The sequence below is a fragment of the Pseudomonas sp. HT11 genome (genome assembly GCF_044875395.1).
GTDB lineage: Bacteria > Pseudomonadota > Gammaproteobacteria > Pseudomonadales > Pseudomonadaceae > Aquipseudomonas.
Map to the genome: position 1 here is coordinate 5,289,699 of NZ_CP173217.1, position 19,087 is coordinate 5,308,785.

Consider the following 19,087-nt stretch of genomic DNA (forward strand, 5'->3'; position numbering starts at 1 on the left):
TTACTCATGATGAACGCGCGCACGCTTTAACAGCTTCTTGCAGCGCTCGGACAAATGCAGCACCCGCAGATGTTTGCCGGCCTTGCTGTAGCGCTCTCGCAAGGTCATCAGCGCGGCAATCGCCGAGTAGTCAACAAAGCTCAGGTGACGGCAATCCAGCGTTACCTGAGCCGGGTCGTTGGCCGGGTCGAACTGGTTTAGAAACGGCGTGGTCGAGGCAAAGAACAACGTGCCATGCAGGCGGTACAGCTTGCTGCCGTCGGCCTCCAGGTGTTCATCGGCATACAGCTCGCGCGCCTGTTGCCAGGCGAAGTTCAGCGCCGCAATCACAATGCCGCACAGCACGGCCGTGGCCAGGTCGGTAAACACGGTAATCACCGTCACCGCCAGAATCACCAGCACATCATTGACCGGCACTTTGTTGATCACCCGCAACGACGCCCAGGCGAAGGTCTGCTGCGACACCACAAACATCACGCCCACCAGCGCCGCCAGCGGAATCCGCTCGATCAGCGGCGACAGAAACAAAATGAACAACAGGATCATCACCCCGGCAAACACCCCGGAGAAGCGCCCGCGCCCGCCGGAACTCAAGTTGATCACGGTTTGCCCGATCATCGCGCAACCGCCCATGCCGCCGAACAGGCCCGAGACCATATTCGCCGCGCCCAGGGCCACGCTTTCGCGGTCTGGGTAGCCCCGGGTTTCGGTGATTTCGTCGGTGAGGTTCAAGGTCAGCAGGGTTTCCAGCAAGCCGACCATCGCCATCAGGAACGCATAGGGCGCGATGATGCCGAGGGTTTCCAGGGTCCAGGGAATTGGCGGCAGCGCAAAGGTCGGCAGGCCACCGGCGATGTGCGCCATGTCGCCCAGTGTGCGGGTTGGCAGGCCGAGCAGGTACACCGCCAACCCGACGCCGAGGATTGCCACCAGCGCGGGCGGCACGGCGCGCGTCAGGCGCGGCAGCAAATAGACAATCGCCATGGTCACCGCCACCAGGCCGATCATTACGTATAACGGCGTGCCGCTGAGCCAGCTTTCGCCGCTTTTGAAATGTTCCAGTTGCGCCAAGGCGATGATGATCGCCAGGCCGTTGACGAAACCGAGCATCACCGGGTGCGGCACCATGCGCACCAGCTTGCCCAGACGCAACACGCCGAACGCGACCATGATCAGCCCGCCCAGCAACACCGTGGCCAACAAGTACTCCACGCCGTGTTGCACCACCAGCGCGACGATCACCACCGCCATCGAACCGGCGGCCCCCGAGACCATGCCGGGCCGGCCACCGAATAACGCGGTAAGGGTGCAAATGATGAAGGCGCCGTAGAGCCCCATCAGCGGGTTGAGGTGGGCGACCAAGGCAAAGGCGATGCATTCGGGCAGCAGCGCAAAGGACGTGGTGAGGCCGGCCAGGGCATCGGCGCGCAGACGGGTGAGGTTCATGAGGTACCAGGGCGTTGCGGGGAATAAGGCGGGGAATGGTACGGAATTGCAGGGAGTGGGGCCAGTAAAGCGTAACAACAAATGACCGAGGCGCCTTCATCGCAGGCAAGCCAGCTCCCACATTGACCGAGTCATTCAAGCAACACTCGGTCAATGTGGGAGCCGGGCTTGCCCGCGAAGGCAGCACCGCGGTGCTAAGCGAACATCACACCATTTCGTTGCGAATCCACTCAACCACCGACGTACGCTTCGGCGCCCAGCCCAGCAGTTCACGGGCATGCTTGCCACGCACGCGGCTGTTGGAGCCCAGGCCATAGTTGGCCATTTCATAGCCCCACTCGGCTTCAGCCTCCGCCAACGGCCAATCCTGCGGCTTGCCCAGCTTCAACGCTTCGGCAATAGCAGTGGTCATGTCGACAAACGCCGCTTCACCGCTTTCCACAAAGTAGAAGGTGCCCGGCACATTCTTCTCAAGCGCCAGCAGGTACAGCGCTACCACGTCTTCGATGTGCACGTTGGACCAGATGTTCTGCCCAGTGCCCACATGGCGCACCACGCCACTTTTGCGCGCCTGCTTGAGCAGCCGCGGCAATTGCACGCTGTCACGCTTCACGCCCAGGCTGTGGCCATAAATCAGGGTGTTGCAAATCACCGCCGAATTCACGCCGTCTTTGGCCGCCGCCAGAATCAGGTTATCGATGGCCACGCGCGCAGCCTTGTCGACGGTCGGCTCCGGCAGGTTGTCTTCAAAGTAGATGACATCGCTGGCCTTACCGCCCGACGCATCGCCAACGATGCTCGAACCGCTGGTGTGCAGGAAGGGCTTGTTCGAACCCTTCAAGGCGGCCAGCAAGGTTTCCACGCCAGCGCGATGGTCGCTGCTGGCGGCGTTGATAACTGCATCGGCCTTCGAAGCCTGCTCGGTCAACACGGCCGAGTCATCCAGGGTGCCGATCACGGGCGTGATGCCCAGGGCGGTCATTTCAGCGGCTTGCTCGGCGCTGCGCACCAGGCCGGTAACGGTGTGGCCAGCCTTGACCAGGCCAGTGGCGATGGAGCCGCCGATAAAACCTGCTGCGCCGGTAACGAATACATTCATGGAGTGTGCTCCTGACGGGGTAAGTGATGGGTCCAGTATCGAGGACTCATCCCTGTCGAATAAGACCGTATTGCCCAATTCAATCTTGCGTACAGGTCACGAATCAGCAGGCATACCGCGCCAGCTTGGTCTGAATGAAGTCCAGGAAGCACTGGATGCGCAACGCCAATTGCGAGTTGCGATAGAACACTGCGTGGATCGGCTGGCGATAACCACTGTTAAACGCCTCCAGCACCGGCACCAGCCGCCCGGCATTGATGTCTTCGACCGTCATGAAGTTCGACAGGCAGCAAATGCCCTGCCCTTCCAGCGCCAACTGGCGCAGGGTTTCGCCACTGGAGGCAGCGATGCTCGGCTGGATCAGCCAACGGTCGCCTTCCACATGGCGCAACGGCCAATGGTTGAGGGTTTCGGTCTGGGTGAAGCCCAGCAACGTGTGGTCCGCCAACTCGGCCACCGTCGTGGGCGTGCCGTGTTGCTTGAGGTAGTCGGGGCTGGCGAGGATATGCAGCGGCGTGCAGCCAAGGGAACGGGCATGCAACGTGGAGTCGGCCAGGGCGCCGATACGGATGGCAATGTCGGTGCTCTGTTCCAGCAGGTCGATGATCAAGTCATCGCTGTTCAGCTCCAGTTGGATGTCCGGGTAGAGGCTGCGAAACTCGGCGATGTACGGCACGATCCCGTGCAGCATGAAAGGCACGGCGGCATTGATGCGCAGCCGCCCGGCCGGGTTTTTCTGGCGCGACGACAGGCGCTCTTCCAGATCATCCATCTGCGCCAGGATCACCTTGGCCTGCTCGAAGAAGTACTTGCCCTCTTCGGTCAGGTCCATGCGCCGCGTGGTGCGGTTGATCAGCGTGGTGTCGAGCTTGGCTTCCAGGCGCGACAAGGTGCGGCTGACCGCCGACGGCGTCTGCCCGACCTGCTCCGCCGCGGCGGAAATCGAACCGCACTCAATCACGCTGACGAAGATCTGTAACTCATCGGATCGGGCTTTCACAGGCTGTCCTTCTTGATCGGTGGGTAGCAGCTTACACCGACAGGTTAAACACCTGCGCCAGATGCTGCTCGTAGCGCGCCACGTCCGCCTCGATGGCCGGGCGTTTCATCACGTCCACGCACAGGAAGGTCGGCAGGCCGGTCATGCCGAGGAACTCGTTGGCCTTGTGGAACGGGAAGTACACCGCGTCCACGCCCTTGGCCTCGAAGAAGTCCGTCGGATCGTCGAAGGCTTGCTGCGGCGCGTTCCAGGTCAGCGACAACATGTACTGCTTGCCCTGGATCAGGCCGCCGCTGCCGTACTTTTGCGACGCGTCGGAACGGGTCCGACCATCGCTGGCATACAGGCTGCCGTGGCCTTCGGTAAAGACTTCGTCGATGTACTTCTTGACGATCCACGGCGCGCCCATCCACCAGCCGGGCATCTGGTAGATGATCACATCGGCCCAGAGAAATTTGGCGACCTCTTCGGCCACGTCGTAGCCTTCGTCGATGTGGGTGACTTTGACGTCGATACCGCCGCGGTCCAGCACCGCCACGGCGGCTTCATGCAGGGTGGCGTTATAGCGGCCGTCGGAATGGGCGAATTTCTTGCCGCCGTTGAGCAGGAGTACTTTTTTCATGGGAAGGAATCCAAAGGGCTAAAAATATCTGCCGGCAGGCTATCGACATTCAACCGTTGGAATAAGCAGCAGTGCGGCAAAATACATTTGACCCAAACGCACGAATAACGCCGCACTCTTGATTTAACCACTGATCAGCAAATGACCGCCCAACAGCGCCATGCCGATAAAAAATACCCGTTTGAACAGCACCGCACTGATGCGCTGACGCAGTGCCTGGCCCAGCCACATGCCCAACAGCGCAGGCACCAAGGCCAGTAACGAGGCATTCATTTCGCCGCCGCCGAGGGTGCCACGCCACGCCAGCCCCGCCGCCATCGCCAACGTGGAAACGGTGAACGACAGCCCCAGCGCCTGCACCAACTGATCACGGTTCAAGCCCAAGGCTTGCAGATACGGCACGGCGGGAATCACGAACACGCCGGTGGCCGAGGTGATGATGCCGGTGACCAGCCCGCACACCGGCCCCAGCCAGCGCTCGGTGTGAGGCTGCACCTTGAACGTGGGCAGAAACAACCCACTCAACGCATACACCAGCAGCGCGCCGCCCAACGCGCGAACGACCCAATGGCCGCCGTCCATGTCCAGCCATAGCGTGCCGAGCCCGGTGCCGAGGAAAATCAGCACCAGCATCGGCCACAGGCGTTTGAGCAACGCGCTCAAGTGGCCGCCGAATGCCAGTTGCCAGAGGTTGGTGACCGTTGAGGGAATGATCAGCAATGCCGCAGCCTGCGCCGGAAGCATAGCCAGGCCGAGCATGCCCATGGCCACGGTGGGCAGGCCCAGGCCAATCACGCCTTTGACGGTGCCGGCCAGCAGGAAGGTGCCGATAACCAATAGGGTCAGGGCCGCGCCGAGGTTTTGGTAGAACGCCAGGAAGGTAGTCATGAGGAGATTGTGCGACGTTAAGGCGGTTATGAAAATTCGCCATATACTGAGGCAGCCTCTTGTTTTGTGTGAGGCTAAGATCGCTATCGCAGGCAAGCCAGCTCCCACATTTGAGCTGTGTTCACAAATCTAAATGTGGGAGCTGGCTTGCCTGCGATGAGGCCCGTCCAGTCACCCGAGAACCCCGGCCATGCACTTTGACCTGATCGACCTGCGCCTCTACCTGCACATCCTCGACACCGGCAACATCACCGCCGGCGCGGCGCGCAGCCACTTATCCCTGGCCGCCGCCAGTGCGCGCATCCGTGCGATGGAAGCGTCATTGGGCATCGAATTTCTTGAGCGCGGCCGCCGGGGCGTCACACCCACACCAGCGGGCAAAGCCCTGGCCCGCCACGCGCGCTTACTGCTGCAACAAGCCGAACACCTGCAACAAGACCTCGCCGAATACGCCAACGGCGTCAAAGGCCAGGTGCGCCTGCTGTGCAACACCACCGCCCTGAGTGAATACCTGCCGGAATTGCTTGCCGATTTTCTGCGCGAACACCCCAACCTCGATATCGACCTGCAAGAGTTGCCGAGCCTGCGCATCACACAGGCCTTGCGTCAGGGCACCGCGGACCTGGGCATTATTTCCGACGCAGTGGACACCCACGGCTTGCAAACCCTGCCCTTTCGCGACGACCCGCTTGTACTGATCATGCCCCTCGACCATCCGCTGACGACCGCGAGTTTCATCGACAGCCTGCAATACGACTACGTCGGCCTGGCCGCCAACAGCGCATTGGCGGTGTATTTGGAGGAACAGGCGCTGCACGCGGGCTTTCGCCTGCAAACCCGCATCCGCGCCGATGGTTTTGATGGGTTGATTCGCATGGTCGCGGGCGGCGCCGGCCTGGGCATCGTGCCCCAAGCGGCACTGGAGCGCTGGCCGCCGCAGCACCGCTTCAAAGCCCAACCGCTGCAAGAAGAGTGGGCCCGCCGCACGCTGCTGTTGTGCGCGCGCTCCTTCGAACAATTGCCCGGTTACGCCAAGGCTTTGTTCGACGCCCTCGCCCTGCCCTTGCGGAAAAACCCGTAATACACCGCCGACAGAATCATCAGGAACGGCACGCCAAACACCAGCGTCATTTTGAACGCCTCGGTGAAGTACGTGGTGATCATCACCGCGCCCATCAACACCAGGCCCAGCAGCGTGCTGTAGGGGAACAGGCGCAGTTGGAACGACAACTTCGCCCCGCCATGGCGCTTGCGATAGCGGCGGAAAAACAGGTGCGTGAGGAAGATCATGAACCAGGTGAAGATCGCGCCGAACATTGAGATCGCCATCATCAGCGTAAACGAGCTTTCCGGGTACACCACGTTCAGCAAGGTCGCCAGGGCAATGCCCGAGCTGGACAACAGCAACGCATTCAGCGGAATCCCACTCTTGCTCAAGGCGCCCATCGACTTGGGCGCAAAGCCTGCGCGCGAGAGGCTGAACATCATGCGCGTGGTGATGTAGAGCTGGCTGTTCATCGCCGACAGCGCGGCGATCAGAATCACAAAATTCATCACCCCGGTGGCGCCGGGAATGCCGATGGTCTGCATCACCGTGACGAACGGGCTCTGGGTCTGACCGGCCTGGTTCCACGGCACGATGGCCAGCATCAGCGCCAGGGTCAGCAGGTAAAACACCACCAGCCGCACGATGGTCGCGCGAAAGGCTTTCTTCACTGCCTGTTCCGGGTCGGCGGCTTCACCGGCGGCCACCGCGATCATCTCCACGCTCAAGTAACTGAAGATCGACACGATCACCGCGATCCACATGCCGCTCAAGCCATGCGGGAAAAAGCCGTCGTGGGCGGTGTAGTTCTGCACGCCGTACGCCGGGTTGCCGGAGCCGAACACCACGTACACCGCAAGGATGATGAAGCCGACGATGGCGCTGATCTTGATCGTCGAAAACCAGTATTCGAAATTGCCGAAGGTCTTCACGCTGATCGCATTGAGCAGGATCAGCACGCTGGAAAACGACACGATCCACACCCATTCCGGCACGTTGGCAAACCAGTACTTCATGTACATCGCCACCGCCGTGACCTCGGCGCCCACCGCCAGCACAATCGCGGCCCAGTAGGCGTAACGCACCAGAAACCCGGCCAGCGGGCTGATGTAGAACTCGGCGTACGCGCCGAATGAGCCCGAGGTGGAATGCGCCACCGTCATCTCCGCCAGGCAGCCCATCAACAGCAAGGTGATCAGCGCGCCGATGGCGTAGCTCACCAGCACGCTGGGCCCGGCATAGCCGATGGCATAGGCGCTGCCCATGAACAGCCCGGTGCCGATGGCGCCACCGATGGCGATCATACTCATCTGGCCGGAAGTGAGCTGGCGCCGCAGGCCCAGTTCGCGGTGGGTGATCTCTGCAAAACCGTTGTCGGGTGTGGTCACGTGGTGTGCCCCTTTATTATTGTGATTTGTTACTGCCGGTGCCGAACCCTGTGGGAGCTGGCTTGCCTGCGATAGCGGTGGTGAATTCACTGACGCTATCGCAGGCAAGCCAGCTCCCACATTAGTGTTGTGGTGCTCTTATGTGACGCTGTTGCGCACTTTGAATTGCGCCTGGTCCCAAGTGGCGTTATCGAGAATTTCGCCAAGGATCTCTACCGCGTCAAACACCTCGGTAAAGCTCGTGTACAACGGCGTAAAACCAAACCGCATGATGCGCGGCTCGCGGTAATCACCAATCACGCCCCGAGCGATCAGCGCCTGGATCACCGCGTAACCTTCGGGGTGCTCGAAGCTCACATGGCTGCCGCGCCTGGCGTGCTCGCGCGGGGTAATCAGCACCAGGCCATGGGCGGCGCAGCGGGCTTCGACCAGCGCGATAAACAGGTCAGTCAACGCCAGGGATTTAGTCCGCAGGCTGGCCATGTCGGTCTGGGCAAAAATCTCCAGGCCGCATTCGACCATGGCCAGCGAAGTGATCGGCTGCGTGCCGCACAGGTAGCGCGCAATGCCCGCGCTCGGCGCGTATTGAGCTTCCATCGCAAACTGCCGGGTATGCCCGAACCAACCCGACAAGGGCTGGCGCACCACGTCCACCAGCAGCGGATTGACCCACACAAACGCCTGGGAACCCGGCCCGCCGTTGAGGTATTTGTAAGTACAGCCAATCGCGTAATCGGCCCGCGCCGTGTGCAAGTCGATGGGCACCGCGCCCGCCGAATGCGCCAGGTCCCAGAGGCTCAGCGCGCCACATTCGTGGCTCAAGGCGGTGAGCGCCTGCATGTCGTACATGTAGCCGGTTTTGTAGTTGACGTGGGTGAGCATCACCACCGCCACGTCCTGGTCGATAGCCTGCGGCAGTTCATCGGGGCTGTTCACCAGTCGCAATGAATAACCCTGCTGCAGCAACTCGGCCAGGCCTTCGGCGATGTACAGGTCGGTGGGAAAGTTGCTCGCCTCGCTGACGATCACCTTACGGCCCGGCTGGCGTTGGCGCTGCACGCTCAACGCGGCGCTGAGTACCTTGAACAGGTTGATGGAGGTGGTATCGGTGATAACCACTTCGCCGTCGCGCGCGCCGATCAAGGGCGCCAGGCGGTTGCCCAGGCGCTGGGACAGATCCGCCCAGCCAGCGCTGTTCCAGCTGCGAATCAAGCCATTGCCCCACTCTTGGGCGATCACCTGCTGCGCCCGCGCCAACGCCGCCACCGGGCGGGCGCCGAGGGAGTTGCCGTCGAGGTAGATCACGCCCTCAGGCAAGGCGAACTGACGACGCAGTGGCGCCAACGGGTCCTGAGCGTCGAGGGCTTGGCAGTGGCTTCGGGTGGTCATGGGCTGTCCTGATTTTTATAAGTGAAGATGGAGCAAATAATGAACGAAGCTTTAGAGAATTTTCGTGCAAAGTGGTGGGTAACAGGCTAATTAAGCTGTAGGAAATTCGAATTTAACCCCAAAACACGCGGATTTATTCTAAGCATGATTCTCGACGCCACCGACCTGCGCCTCCTGCATTTTCTGCAACAGGATGGCCGCATCAGCAACCAGGAACTGGCCGAAAAAGTCGCCCTGTCGCCCTCCGCCTGCCTGCGCCGTTTGCGCTTGCTCGAGAGCGAGGGAATCATCAGCGGCTACCGCGCGGTATTGAATGCCGAGCAGTTGGGAATCGAGCTGGAAGCCATCGTGCACCTGTCCTTGCGCCAGGACGTGGAGGATTGGCACGAGACGTTTATCAAAAAGGTGCAAGGCTGGCCGGAGGTGGCCAGCGCGTACGTGATTACCGGCGCGAGCAACTATGTGTTGCGGGTGCAGGCGCGGAATTTGAAGCACTTTTCGGACTTTATCGTGAACCACCTGAACCGCACGGCGGGGGTGATGGATATTCGCTCGGAGATTGTGTTGCAGAAGATCAAGGATCGGGATGAGGTGTTGGACTTAGTCCTGCGCAAATAGCAGCAACACCTCAATTCAAATGTGGGAGCTGGCTTGCCTGCGATGCAGACACCTCGGTGCATCAGATACACCGAGTTGATGCCATCGCAGGCAAGCCAGCTCCCACATTTTTGTCCGTGTTCAGTCTTCCAAGGCACGCACGCGTTGCATGCGTTTCTGCTCTACCGGCGCATCGGCCCGTTGCAGCTCAAAGTCAAAATCAATCTGCGCAAAGCGCCCTTCCACGCCAAACTCCCGCGCGAGTTGCTGATCGTCACTGAAGCGAATCTCCGCAATCAACTCATCCCGTGTCGCATAGGCAAAGTCATCGTGCAGGTACGGGTCGTCCGACAGGTTGATCTGGGTGGTCAAATGCCGATGCCCCGGCGCCGAGATAAAGAAGTGAATATGCGCCGGCCGCTGCCCATGGCGGCCCAGTTGGTCGAGCAGCTGTTGAGTCGGCCCGGTCGGCGGGCAGCCGTAGCCGGACGGCACGATGCTGCGAAAGCGGTAGTTGCCCTGGGCATCGGTCTCGATGCGCCGGCGCAGGTTGAACTCCGACTGCGTCGGGTCAAACCATGAATAGGTGCCACCGGTATTGGCCTGCCACACATCCACAATTGCACCCGCCAATGGCTTGCCATCGGTGTCGCGCACTTGCCCGCGCATAAACAGCGGCACCGCGTCGTCCTTGCCATCGTCCAGCCGCGCTTCGTATTGGCTCAGCGGCGCCCCGGCCACATACAGCGGGCCTTCGATGGTGCGCGGCGTGCCGCCGGATTTGCCGGCTTCTTCGTCGGCGGCGTCCATCAGCAGATCCAGGTAATGCTCCAGGCCCAAGCCGGCAGCGAGTAAGCCGGCCTCCTGATGTTTGCCCAGCTCATTGAGGTAATTGACCGCCTTCCAGAATTCTTGCGGGGTCACTTCCAGGTCTTCGATGATGTTCACCGTGTCGCGCAGGATCCGGTAGATCAGCGCTTTGGCGCGCGGGTTGCCAGCGTCATTGTGATTGCCGCTGGCTTCTTCGAGAAACGCTTGGGCGCGGGCAGTCTGGGAAAGTCGGATGGACATGGTGCAATCCTCATCTTGTCATTATTGGGTGCAAAACAGGCTCAGCGGTCGTCCTCATGGATCGACGAAGGGTGGCGGCACAAGGCATTCACTTCGATGGCCATGTAAGGGAAAAGCGGCAGCTGCATCAGCAGGTCGTGCAGGTCTTGCACGCTGTCGACGTCGAACACGCTGTAGTTGGCGTAATGCCCGGCGATGCGCCACAGATGGCGCCATTTGCCCTCCTGCTGCAGGCGCTGCGCCAGGGCTTTTTCTTCGGCTTTCAGGCCAGCCGCGCGCTCAGGGTTCATGTCCAGCGGCAGGTTCACGGTCATTTTTACGTGGAACAACATGGCGGGCGCCTCTTAGTGGTTGTCACGGCGGAAGAACGCCAGACGCTCTTCATCGATAGCCAGGCCAAGGCCCGGCGCGGTGGAGACATGCAGCGCAAAATCGCGGTACACCGGCGGCTCGGTGAGAATGTCTTCGGTGAGCAGCAAGGGGCCGAACAGCTCGGTGTCCCACGCCAGCTTGTTCAAGGTCAGGAAGGCATGCGCCGAGGCCAGGGTACCGATGCCGCCTTCGAGCATGGTGCCGCCGTACAGACCGATACCGGCGGCTTCGGCGATGGCGGCGGTGCGCAACACGGCGCGCGGGCCGCCGTTCTTGGAGATCTTCAGCGCGAACACCGAGGCTGCGCCTTCGCGGGCCAGGTTGAAGGCATCCTCCACGCACTCGATGGACTCGTCGGCCATAATCGGCGCCGGGCTCGATAGATTCAGCCGAGCCATGCCGCTGCGGTTGTTGCGCGAAATCGGTTGTTCGATCAGGTCGATGCCGTTGTCGCCGAGCACCTTGCACGCACGCAGGGCCACGGCTTCGTCCCACGCCTGGTTAACGTCAACGCGCACACTGGCGCGCTCGCCCAGGGCTTTTTTGATCGCGATCACGTGGGCCAGGTCGCGGCCAACCTCACCGGCGCCGATCTTCAATTTGAAGATGCGGTGACGGCGCAGGTCGAGCATCTTTTCCGCTTCGGCAATGTCCTGCGCAGTGTTGCCGCTGGCCAGGGTCCAGGCCACCGGCAAGGCATCCCGCACCCGCCCACCGAGCAGCTCGCTGACGGGCAAGTCAAGCCGTTTGCCCAGCGCATCGAGCAACGCGCTTTCGATGCCGGACTTGGCAAAGGTGTTGCCACGAATGCTGCGCTCCAGGCGCAACATGGCCGCGTTGATGTTGCTCGCGTCCTGGCCAATCAACAGCGGCGCGAAGTGGCGGTCGATGTTGACCTTGATGCTGTCAGGGCTTTCGTTGCCGTAGCTCAGACCGCCGATGGTGGTGGCCTCACCGATGCCCTCGATGCCGTCGGCGCAGCGCAGGCGGATGATCACCAACGTCTGGTTTTGCATCGTGTGCATTGCCAGCTTGTGCGGGCGGATGGTGGGGAGGTCGACGATGACCGTTTCAATCGACTCGATGGCGCAAATCGGCATGGCTATACCCGTGGGGTTCTTTATAGGTTTGAGCCGATTCTGTGCCGTATTTTTTGTGGCTTCCAATATAGAATGGGTCTCGCACAATACCCTCAAGGTATGAAAGGAGCCGCCATGGAACTGCGTCATCTGCGCTATTTCCAGGTGCTGGGTGAAACGCTGAACTTCACCCGCGCCGCCGAACGCCTGCACATCGCCCAGCCGCCGTTGAGTCGGCAGATCCAGCAATTGGAAGACGAACTGGGGGTGATTCTGCTTGAACGTGGCCGACCGCTGCGGCTGACCGCAGCCGGGCGGTTTTTCTATGAACACGCCAATGTGCTGCTCGAGCAACTGGGCAAGGTTTGCGACACCACGCGCCGCATTGGCCAGGGCGAAAAGACCTGGCTGGGCATCGGCTTTGCGCCGTCGACCTTGTACGGCGTGCTGCCGGAGTTGATTCGGCGGCTACGCAACGATGCGGTGCTGGAGCTGGAATTGGGCTTGTCGGAGATGACCACTTTGCAGCAGGTCGAAGCGCTGAAAGCCGGCCGCATTGACGTGGGCTTCGGGCGCATTCGCATCGACGACCCGGCGATCGTCCAGCGTGTGCTGGTGGAGGATCGACTGGTCGCCGTACTGCCCGCCGGCCACCCGCTGCTGGGTGCGCCCGCGAACCTCGCCCAATTGGCCGCCGAGCCGTTTGTGCTCTACCCCGGCAACCCGCGCCCCAGCTATGCCGACCATGTGATTGCGCTGTTCGATGCCCACGGCCTGAGCCTCAAGGTGGCGCAGTGGACCAACGAGTTGCAAACCGCCATCGGCCTGGTCGGCGCCGGCATGGGCGTGACGCTGGTGCCGGCGTCGGTGCAAGTGCTGCACCGCGCGGATATCGGCTACACGCCGATTGTCGAAAGCACCGCGACCTCGCCGATCATTCTCAGCCAACGGGTGAATGATCAGTCGCCGGGGCTCAGTCATTGTTTGCAGTTGGTGGAAGAGTTGATCTGAGATCTCCCGCTCCCACAGTTTGATCTTCATCAGGTTTAGAGACTGCGCAGGCGCTTGCGCTGCAAGGTCTGGCTGGGCGATTCATCAAACAGCTTGCGGTACTCCGCCGAAAACCGCCCCAAGTGAGTAAAGCCCCAACCCAGGGCCATTTCGGAAATGGTCCGAGTAGACCCCTGCTCAAGGATTTCCTGACGCACCGCGCCCAACCGGTACTTCTTCAGGTACGCCATGGGCGACAGCGCAAAGTACTTGCGAAACGCATCGAACAGCTTGAACCGCGACACGCCCGCAGCCGCTTCCAGGTCTTCCAGATGCACCGCCTCGCGGGCGTTGTCGTGGATGTACTGCCGCGCACGAATCAGGTAGTGCGGCAGCTTCACGCCCAGCACGTCGCGCAGCTCTTCTGAATAGTTATTCGGCTGGGCGAGGATCAAGCCTTTGATCAACGAGCTTTCCAGGTCACGCGTAAAGGCCGCCTGCTCATACAACTCGCTGCTGCGCTCCAGCTCGGCAATGAAATACCGCGCCATGCGCCACCACGACGCTGAAGCCCCCTCCACCGCGTCCATCACCGACTCAAAGCGCAGCGGTGCCTCAATCGGCCGTTGCAGCAAGCCTTCCAGGGATTCACTCATCGCCGCGCGGGTGATCACCACCTGCAACTTGCGGCAATCACCGGAGATCGCCAGCACCTGATGCTCGTTGGGCGACAGGATCACGCCCTGGTCGCGATTGGAACTCAGCCGCTCGCCGTTCTTGCTCAATTCCTGCTCGCCCACCAACGGCAGGCTCAGGCTATAGCTGCTGAAGTGCTCGGCGTCTTCGATGCCGATGGTCACGTCCGTGCCGTACTCGATCACGCCCAAGGTGGTAGCGCGGGACTTGAACACATTGGCGCTGTGGTGAAAGCGCAGGCGCTCCGGCGTCGACGTCGCCAGGCGGTGTGGCCCACAAATGCCGGACATCCAGCTGCGGGCGCCTTCCAGGTCGAAGCGTTGAATATGGATTTCGCGTGTATGGCTACTCATCAGGGTGCACCCACGGCGGTTAGGCGGTTGCGCGCTCTGGCGGCGCGTCGTTGACAATCGACAGCAAGTTCTACGCCACGCGCGCCGTAATGCAACGGGGTGGATAGCAACGGTCGACTATGTGGATAAGCCGCAGGTTTTTGCGACGTTCCCTTGGTATGACAGTAGCGCATCGCGTCACCTCGCTGCACCGAACTGGGTATTTGCTGCCCAACGACGCCCCAACTATATGGCTCAACTATGCGGCCCATCTCTGCCCATTAAGCGGATAGCCCGCACCCTGCCGCGCTGCCTCTAATGAACCACCGATTAGCCCCTATCAAAAAAGGTGCCTCCCATGAGTGGTGCAAAAAGCGTCGAGCAGTGGAAAACGTTTATCGAAAGCTGCCTGGATTTTCGCCCGGCGGACGCCGTGTTCCGCATCGCCCGGGACATGTTCACCGAGCCGCAACTGTTCGACCTGGAGATGGAACTGATCTTCGAAAAGAACTGGATCTACGCCTGCCACGAAAGCGAACTGGCCAATAACCACGACTTCGTGACGATGCGCGCCGGGCGCCAGCCGATGATCATCACCCGCGATGGCGAAGGCCAACTGAATGCGCTGATCAACGCCTGCCAGCACCGCGGCACCACGCTGACGCGCGTCGGCAAAGGCAACCAATCCACCTTTACTTGCCCGTTCCATGCATGGTGCTACAAGAGCGATGGCCGGCTGGTGAAGGTCAAGGCGCCGGGCGAGTACCCGGAAGGCTTCGACAAGGCCACGCGTGGCCTGAAGAAAGCCCGCATCGAAAGCTACAAGGGCTTTGTGTTTATCAGCCTGGACGTGAATGGCCGCGACAGCCTGGAGGACTTTCTCGGCGACGCCAAAGTGTTCTTCGACATGATGGTCGCGCAGTCGGCCACCGGTGAGCTGGAAGTGCTGCCGGGCAAATCCGCCTACACCTACGACGGCAACTGGAAACTGCAAAACGAAAACGGCCTGGACGGTTATCACGTCAGCACCGTGCACTACAACTACGTGGCCACGGTGCAGCATCGCCAGCAGGTGAACACCGAAAACGGCAGCGGCTCCGCCAGCACGCTGGACTACAGCAAACTCGGCGCGGGCGATGCCAACACCGACGACGGTTGGTTCGCCTTCAACAATGGCCACAGCCTTTTGTTCAGCGACATGCCCAACCCAAGTGTGCGTTCCGGCTACGCCACCATCATGCCGCGCCTGGTGCAAGAGCACGGCCAGCAGAAGGCCGAGTGGATGATGCACCGCCTGCGCAACCTGAACATCTACCCGAGCCTGTTCTTCCTCGACCAGATCAGCTCGCAGCTGCGCATCATCCGCCCGGTGGCGTGGAACAAGACCGAAATCATCAGCCAGTGCCTGGGTGTGAAGAACGAGTCGGATGCCGACCGCGAAAACCGTATCCGCCAGTTTGAGGACTTCTTCAACGTGTCCGGCATGGGCACACCTGATGACCTGGTGGAATTTCGCGAAGCCCAACGCGGCTTCCAGGGCCGCCTGGAACGCTGGAGCGACATCTCGCGCGGCAGCCACCGCTGGGAAACCGGGCCCACGCCGAACAGCGAAGCCATCGGCATCCAACCGGCGATGACCGGCACCGAGTTCACCCATGAAGGCCTGTACGTCAACCAGCACCGCAATTGGCAGCAGTTCCTGCTCAACGGCCTGGACAAACAAGCGCTGACACTGCGGGAGGTGAAGTGATGAATGCGCAATTGCAGTATCAGATCGAGCAGTTTTTCTACCGTAAATCCGAGCTGTGCGACGCCCAGGACTGGGACGCCTATGTGCAGCTGTTCGACCCGCAGAGTGAGTTCCACCTGCCGCAATGGGACTCGGAACACGTCTACACCCGCGACCCCAAGCGCGAGATGTCGTTGATCTATTACGCCAACCGTTCGGGCCTGGAAGACCGCGTGTTCCGTCTGCGCACCGGCAAGGCGGCATCGGCCACGCCAATGCCGCGCACCTTGCACCTGATCAATAACGTGCGGATTGCCGAGCAACCCGGCGGGCTGCTGGAAGTGAAGTTGAACTGGCACACGCTGTTCTATCGGCTGGCCATGTCGGAGCAGTTCTATGGCAGCGCCACCTACAGCCTCAAAGCCCATGGCGACAGCTGGCTGATCACCCGCAAGCACGCCCTGCTGCTCAACGACACCATCAATTCGGTGCTGGATTTTTATCACCTTTGACCATGCCTGGGCTTGTTGTGGCCAGCGGGCTTGTTGTGGCGAGCGGGCTTGCCCCGCGTTGGGCTGCGAAGCGGCCCCCATTAAAGTCACCGCATTTCTTCAGTCAAACCGCAGTGGCTGGACCAGGGGCCGCTTCGCGCCCCAACGCGGGGCAAGCCCGCTCGCCACAGCAGGCCCGCTCGCCACAAAAGCTCACTCGTCAGCCATCACATCAGATACGCGGAGTTATGCGGATGAATCACAAAGTAGCCTTCAGCTTTGCCGACGGCAAAACCCTGTTTTTCCCGGTGGGCGCCAACGAAATCCTGTTGGACGCGGCCCTGCGCAACGGCATCAAGATCCCGCTGGATTGCCGCGAAGGCGTGTGCGGCACCTGCCAGGGCCGTTGCGAGTCAGGCGACTACAGCCAGGATTATGTCGACGAGGAAGCGCTCTCCAGCCTCGAGCTGCAGCAACGTAAAATGCTCAGCTGCCAGACGCGGGTCAAATCCGATGCAACGTTTTACTTCGATTTCGATTCGAGCCTGTGCAATGCGCCGGGGCCGGTGCAGGTGCGCGGCACGGTGAGTGCGGTGCAGTTGGTCTCGGCCAGCACGGCCATTTTGCACGTGCAGGTGGAGGCGCCACTGGACTTCCTGCCGGGCCAATACGCCCGCCTGTCGGTGCCCGGCACCGACAGCTGGCGCTCTTACTCCTTCGCCAACCGGCCAGGCAATCAGTTGCAGTTTCTGGTGCGCCTGCTGCCCGATGGCGTCATGAGCAACTACCTGCGCGAGCGCTGCCAGGTCGGTGATGAAGTGCTGATGGAAGCACCGTTGGGCGCGTTTTACCTGCGGCATGTCACCCAGCCGCTGGTGCTGGTGGCCGGCGGCACCGGGTTGTCGGCGTTGCTGGGCATGCTCGATGAACTGGCGGCCAACGGTTGCGAGCAGCCGGTGCACCTGTACTACGGCGTACGTGGCGCCGAGGATTTGTGCGAAGCAACACGCATTGAAGCCTACGCGTCGAAACTCCCGGGTTTTCGCTACACCCAAGTGCTGAGTGACCCGTCGCCCGAGTGGCCCGGCAAGCGCGGTTACCTCACCGAGCATTTCGACCTGGCCGAATTGCGGGACCAATCGGCGGATATGTACGTGTGCGGCCCCCCTCCGATGGTCGAATCCATCCAACAATGGCTGCTGGATCAGGCACTTGTTGGCGTTCAGCTGTATTACGAAAAGTTTACGCAGAGTAATATCTGACCCCTCAGTACTTTGAGGGGCGGGTGCGGCGTGCAATCAACCCTGAGAAAAACAAGTAGAAGGGAATGTTAATGGCGGATGACATGGTTAACCCGGTAGGCCTCAAGCGTGGCCTGAAGAACCGGCATATTCAGCTGATTGCCTTGGGAGGGGCGATTGGCACGGGGTTGTTCCTCGGCTCGGCCGGGGTGCTCAAGTCGGCGGGCCCGTCGATGATCCTGGGGTACGCGATCGCCGGTTTCATCGCCTTCCTGATCATGCGCCAGCTCGGCGAGATGATCGTCGAAGAGCCGGTGGCCGGCTCCTTCAGCCACTTCGCACACAAATACTGGGGCGGCTACGCAGGCTTCCTGGCGGGCTGGAACTACTGGGTGCTCTACGTGCTGGTGGGCATGGCCGAACTGACCGCCGTGGGCAAGTACATCCAGTTCTGGTGGCCGGAGATTCCGACCTGGGTCAGCGCGCTGGTGTTCTTTGTCGCGGTCAACCTGATCAACACACTGAACGTGAAGTTCTTCGGTGAAGCCGAGTTCTGGTTCGCGATCATCAAGGTGGTGGCAATTGTCGGCATGATCGTGCTCGGCTGTTACCTGCTGTTCAGCGGCACCGGCGGCCCGCAAGCCTCGGTGAGCAACCTGTGGAGTCACGGCGGGTTCTTTCCCAATGGCGGCATGGGGCTGTTGATGGCGATGGCCTTTATCATGTTCTCGTTTGGTGGCCTGGAGCTGGTGGGCATTACCGCCGCCGAGGCCAGCGAGCCGCGCAAAGTGATCCCCAAAGCCATCAACCAAGTGGTTTACCGGATCCTGATTTTCTACGTCGGCGCCCTGACCGTCTTGCTGTCGCTGTACCCGTGGGACCAACTGCTGCAAACCCTCGGCGCGTCGGGCGACGCCTACAGCGGCAGCCCGTTTGTGCAGATCTTCTCGCTGATTGGTAACGACACCGCCGCGCACATCCTCAACTTCGTCGTGCTGACCGCGGCGCTGTCGGTGTACAACAGCGGCGTGTACTGCAACAGCCGCATGCTGTTCGGCCTGGCCGAGCAAGGCGACGCGCCAAAAGCGCTGATGAAGCTCAACAAACAAGGCGTGCCGCTGCGCGCCCTGGCGATTTCGGCACTGGTGACGATGCTGTGCGTGGTGGTCAACTACGTCGCGCCCAAGAGCGCCTTGGAGTTGTTGTTCGCGCTGGTGGTTGCCTCGCTGATGATCAACTGGGCGCTGATCAGCATCACTCACATCAAGTTCCGCAAGGCCATGGGCGAGCAAGGCGTGACGCCGTCGTTCAAGACCTTCTGGTTCCCGTTCAGCAACTACCTGTGCCTGGCGTTCATGGTGATGATTGTCAGCGTGATGCTGGCGATCGATGGCATTCGTGAGTCGGTGTATGCGATGCCGGTGTGGGTGGGGATTATCTACATCGCCTACCGGATGCGAATCAAAAAAGGTAGCGCTTTAGCGAATGCACAGTGATCCCTGTGGGAGCCGGGCTTGCCCGCGACGGCGGTGGGTCAGACACCGGATGCAGTGCCTGACCCACTGCCATCGGGGGCAAGCCCCCTCCCACATTCGCTTGCATTGGTCATGAA

18 protein-coding genes are annotated in these 19,087 nt (G+C 61.1%); 7 read left to right on the forward strand and 11 right to left on the reverse strand.

Going from position 1 to position 19,087, the window contains the following annotated elements; all coding sequences use genetic code 11:
* The 5 genes from ABWL43_RS24500 to ABWL43_RS24520 all read right to left on the reverse strand — a co-directional run bounded on the left by ABWL43_RS24500 (position 1) and on the right by ABWL43_RS24520 (position 5,055).
* A complete protein-coding gene (locus tag ABWL43_RS24500; RefSeq protein ID WP_404484939.1) occupies positions 1 to 1,446 on the reverse strand; it encodes a SulP family inorganic anion transporter in 1,446 nt (481 codons plus the stop codon).
* A 205-nt stretch (positions 1,447 to 1,651) separates the two neighbouring features.
* The gene (locus ABWL43_RS24505) at positions 1,652 to 2,545 is read right to left on the reverse strand and encodes an NAD-dependent epimerase/dehydratase family protein (protein WP_404484941.1); all 894 of its coding nucleotides are present in this window, start codon (positions 2,543 to 2,545) and stop codon (positions 1,652 to 1,654) included.
* Between the two features lie 103 nt (positions 2,546 to 2,648).
* Positions 2,649 to 3,545, reverse strand: a complete 897-nt coding sequence (locus ABWL43_RS24510; RefSeq protein ID WP_242201134.1) for a LysR family transcriptional regulator — start codon at positions 3,543 to 3,545, stop codon at positions 2,649 to 2,651.
* Between the two features lie 31 nt (positions 3,546 to 3,576).
* Positions 3,577 to 4,167 carry an NAD(P)H-dependent oxidoreductase gene (locus tag ABWL43_RS24515; RefSeq protein WP_242201136.1) on the reverse strand — a complete coding sequence of 197 codons (591 nt, stop codon included), beginning with the start codon at positions 4,165 to 4,167 and terminating at the stop codon, positions 3,577 to 3,579.
* Positions 4,168 to 4,290: 123 nt separating this feature from the next.
* The gene (locus tag ABWL43_RS24520) at positions 4,291 to 5,055 is read right to left on the reverse strand and encodes a sulfite exporter TauE/SafE family protein (protein WP_404484945.1); all 765 of its coding nucleotides are present in this window, start codon (positions 5,053 to 5,055) and stop codon (positions 4,291 to 4,293) included.
* 190 nt (positions 5,056 to 5,245) lie between these two features.
* On the opposite strand from ABWL43_RS24520, the gene ABWL43_RS24525 reads away from it, so the two are divergent.
* Positions 5,246 to 6,136 carry a LysR substrate-binding domain-containing protein gene (locus ABWL43_RS24525; protein ID WP_404484947.1) on the forward strand — a complete coding sequence of 297 codons (891 nt, stop codon included), beginning with the start codon at positions 5,246 to 5,248 and terminating at the stop codon, positions 6,134 to 6,136.
* On the opposite strand, the gene ABWL43_RS24530 is transcribed toward ABWL43_RS24525, so the two are convergent.
* Together ABWL43_RS24530 and kynU are read right to left on the reverse strand one after the other, a co-directional pair.
* A complete protein-coding gene (locus tag ABWL43_RS24530; protein WP_369302184.1) occupies positions 6,082 to 7,488 on the reverse strand; it encodes an amino acid permease in 1,407 nt (468 codons plus the stop codon). The two genes, ABWL43_RS24525 and ABWL43_RS24530, sit on opposite strands and share 55 nt — an antisense overlap.
* 138 nt (positions 7,489 to 7,626) lie before the next feature.
* The gene (kynU, locus tag ABWL43_RS24535) at positions 7,627 to 8,877 is read right to left on the reverse strand and encodes a kynureninase (protein ID WP_404484950.1); all 1,251 of its coding nucleotides are present in this window, start codon (positions 8,875 to 8,877) and stop codon (positions 7,627 to 7,629) included.
* Between the two features lie 144 nt (positions 8,878 to 9,021).
* Between kynU and ABWL43_RS24540 the strand changes: the two genes are divergently transcribed.
* Positions 9,022 to 9,495, forward strand: coding sequence for an Lrp/AsnC family transcriptional regulator (locus ABWL43_RS24540; RefSeq protein WP_003194103.1), 474 nt, complete (start codon positions 9,022 to 9,024; stop codon positions 9,493 to 9,495).
* Positions 9,496 to 9,615: 120 nt separating this feature from the next.
* Here ABWL43_RS24540 and catA read toward each other — a convergent pair whose 3' ends face one another.
* From catA to ABWL43_RS24555, 3 genes are read right to left on the reverse strand one after another with little or no spacing between them, the layout of a single operon-like run.
* A complete protein-coding gene (gene catA / locus ABWL43_RS24545) occupies positions 9,616 to 10,545 on the reverse strand; it encodes a catechol 1,2-dioxygenase (protein ID WP_404484953.1) in 930 nt (309 codons plus the stop codon).
* 41 nt (positions 10,546 to 10,586) lie between these two features.
* Positions 10,587 to 10,877 (reverse strand): muconolactone Delta-isomerase, encoded by a 291-nt coding sequence (catC, locus tag ABWL43_RS24550; protein ID WP_016974901.1) that lies wholly within the window; start codon positions 10,875 to 10,877, stop codon positions 10,587 to 10,589.
* A 12-nt stretch (positions 10,878 to 10,889) separates the two neighbouring features.
* A complete protein-coding gene (locus ABWL43_RS24555; RefSeq protein ID WP_404484956.1) occupies positions 10,890 to 12,017 on the reverse strand; it encodes a muconate cycloisomerase family protein in 1,128 nt (375 codons plus the stop codon).
* A gap of 114 nt (positions 12,018 to 12,131) precedes the next feature.
* On the opposite strand from ABWL43_RS24555, the gene ABWL43_RS24560 reads away from it, so the two are divergent.
* On the forward strand, positions 12,132 to 13,007 hold the full coding sequence (locus tag ABWL43_RS24560) for a LysR family transcriptional regulator (protein WP_404484959.1): 876 nt from the start codon (positions 12,132 to 12,134) through the stop codon (positions 13,005 to 13,007).
* 35 nt (positions 13,008 to 13,042) lie between these two features.
* Here the strand turns inward: ABWL43_RS24560 and ABWL43_RS24565 are convergent, their stop codons facing one another.
* A complete protein-coding gene (locus tag ABWL43_RS24565; RefSeq protein WP_145164368.1) occupies positions 13,043 to 14,035 on the reverse strand; it encodes a helix-turn-helix domain-containing protein in 993 nt (330 codons plus the stop codon).
* A gap of 337 nt (positions 14,036 to 14,372) precedes the next feature.
* Between ABWL43_RS24565 and antA the strand changes: the two genes are divergently transcribed.
* The 4 genes from antA (at position 14,373) to ABWL43_RS24585 (ending at position 18,971) form a co-directional block, all read left to right on the forward strand.
* Positions 14,373 to 15,764: an anthranilate 1,2-dioxygenase large subunit gene (gene antA / locus ABWL43_RS24570; protein ID WP_404484962.1), complete on the forward strand. Its 1,392-nt coding sequence runs from the start codon at positions 14,373 to 14,375 to the stop codon at positions 15,762 to 15,764.
* Positions 15,764 to 16,255, forward strand: a complete 492-nt coding sequence (antB, locus tag ABWL43_RS24575; protein ID WP_124418464.1) for an anthranilate 1,2-dioxygenase small subunit — start codon at positions 15,764 to 15,766, stop codon at positions 16,253 to 16,255. The genes antA and antB overlap by 1 nt, the downstream gene beginning before the upstream one ends.
* 233 nt (positions 16,256 to 16,488) lie before the next feature.
* Positions 16,489 to 17,496, forward strand: a complete 1,008-nt coding sequence (antC, locus tag ABWL43_RS24580; protein ID WP_404484965.1) for an anthranilate 1,2-dioxygenase electron transfer component AntC — start codon at positions 16,489 to 16,491, stop codon at positions 17,494 to 17,496.
* Between the two features lie 71 nt (positions 17,497 to 17,567).
* Complete coding sequence (locus ABWL43_RS24585) at positions 17,568 to 18,971, forward strand: amino acid permease (RefSeq protein ID WP_404484968.1); 1,404 nt, start codon at positions 17,568 to 17,570, stop codon at positions 18,969 to 18,971.
* Positions 18,972 to 19,087: the final 116 nt, after the last annotated feature.

Bases quoted from the DNA above. Each gene is read 5' to 3' on its own strand.
- ABWL43_RS24500 (WP_404484939.1), bottom strand. From the start codon at position 1,446: ATGAACCTCACCCGTCTGCGCGCCGATGCCCTGGCCGGCCTCACCACG.
- ABWL43_RS24505 (WP_404484941.1), bottom strand. From the start codon at position 2,545: ATGAATGTATTCGTTACCGGCGCAGCAGGTTTTATCGGCGGCTCCATC.
- ABWL43_RS24515 (WP_242201136.1), bottom strand. From the start codon at position 4,167: ATGAAAAAAGTACTCCTGCTCAACGGCGGCAAGAAATTCGCCCATTCC.
- ABWL43_RS24520 (WP_404484945.1), bottom strand. From the start codon at position 5,055: ATGACTACCTTCCTGGCGTTCTACCAAAACCTCGGCGCGGCCCTGACC.
- ABWL43_RS24525 (WP_404484947.1), top strand. From the start codon at position 5,246: ATGCACTTTGACCTGATCGACCTGCGCCTCTACCTGCACATCCTCGAC.
- kynU (WP_404484950.1), bottom strand. From the start codon at position 8,877: ATGACCACCCGAAGCCACTGCCAAGCCCTCGACGCTCAGGACCCGTTG.
- ABWL43_RS24540 (WP_003194103.1), top strand. From the start codon at position 9,022: ATGATTCTCGACGCCACCGACCTGCGCCTCCTGCATTTTCTGCAACAG.
- catA (WP_404484953.1), bottom strand. From the start codon at position 10,545: ATGTCCATCCGACTTTCCCAGACTGCCCGCGCCCAAGCGTTTCTCGAA.
- catC (WP_016974901.1), bottom strand. From the start codon at position 10,877: ATGTTGTTCCACGTAAAAATGACCGTGAACCTGCCGCTGGACATGAAC.
- ABWL43_RS24555 (WP_404484956.1), bottom strand. From the start codon at position 12,017: ATGCCGATTTGCGCCATCGAGTCGATTGAAACGGTCATCGTCGACCTC.
- ABWL43_RS24560 (WP_404484959.1), top strand. From the start codon at position 12,132: ATGGAACTGCGTCATCTGCGCTATTTCCAGGTGCTGGGTGAAACGCTG.
- ABWL43_RS24565 (WP_145164368.1), bottom strand. From the start codon at position 14,035: ATGAGTAGCCATACACGCGAAATCCATATTCAACGCTTCGACCTGGAA.
- antA (WP_404484962.1), top strand. From the start codon at position 14,373: ATGAGTGGTGCAAAAAGCGTCGAGCAGTGGAAAACGTTTATCGAAAGC.
- antB (WP_124418464.1), top strand. From the start codon at position 15,764: ATGAATGCGCAATTGCAGTATCAGATCGAGCAGTTTTTCTACCGTAAA.
- antC (WP_404484965.1), top strand. From the start codon at position 16,489: ATGAATCACAAAGTAGCCTTCAGCTTTGCCGACGGCAAAACCCTGTTT.
- ABWL43_RS24585 (WP_404484968.1), top strand. From the start codon at position 17,568: ATGGCGGATGACATGGTTAACCCGGTAGGCCTCAAGCGTGGCCTGAAG.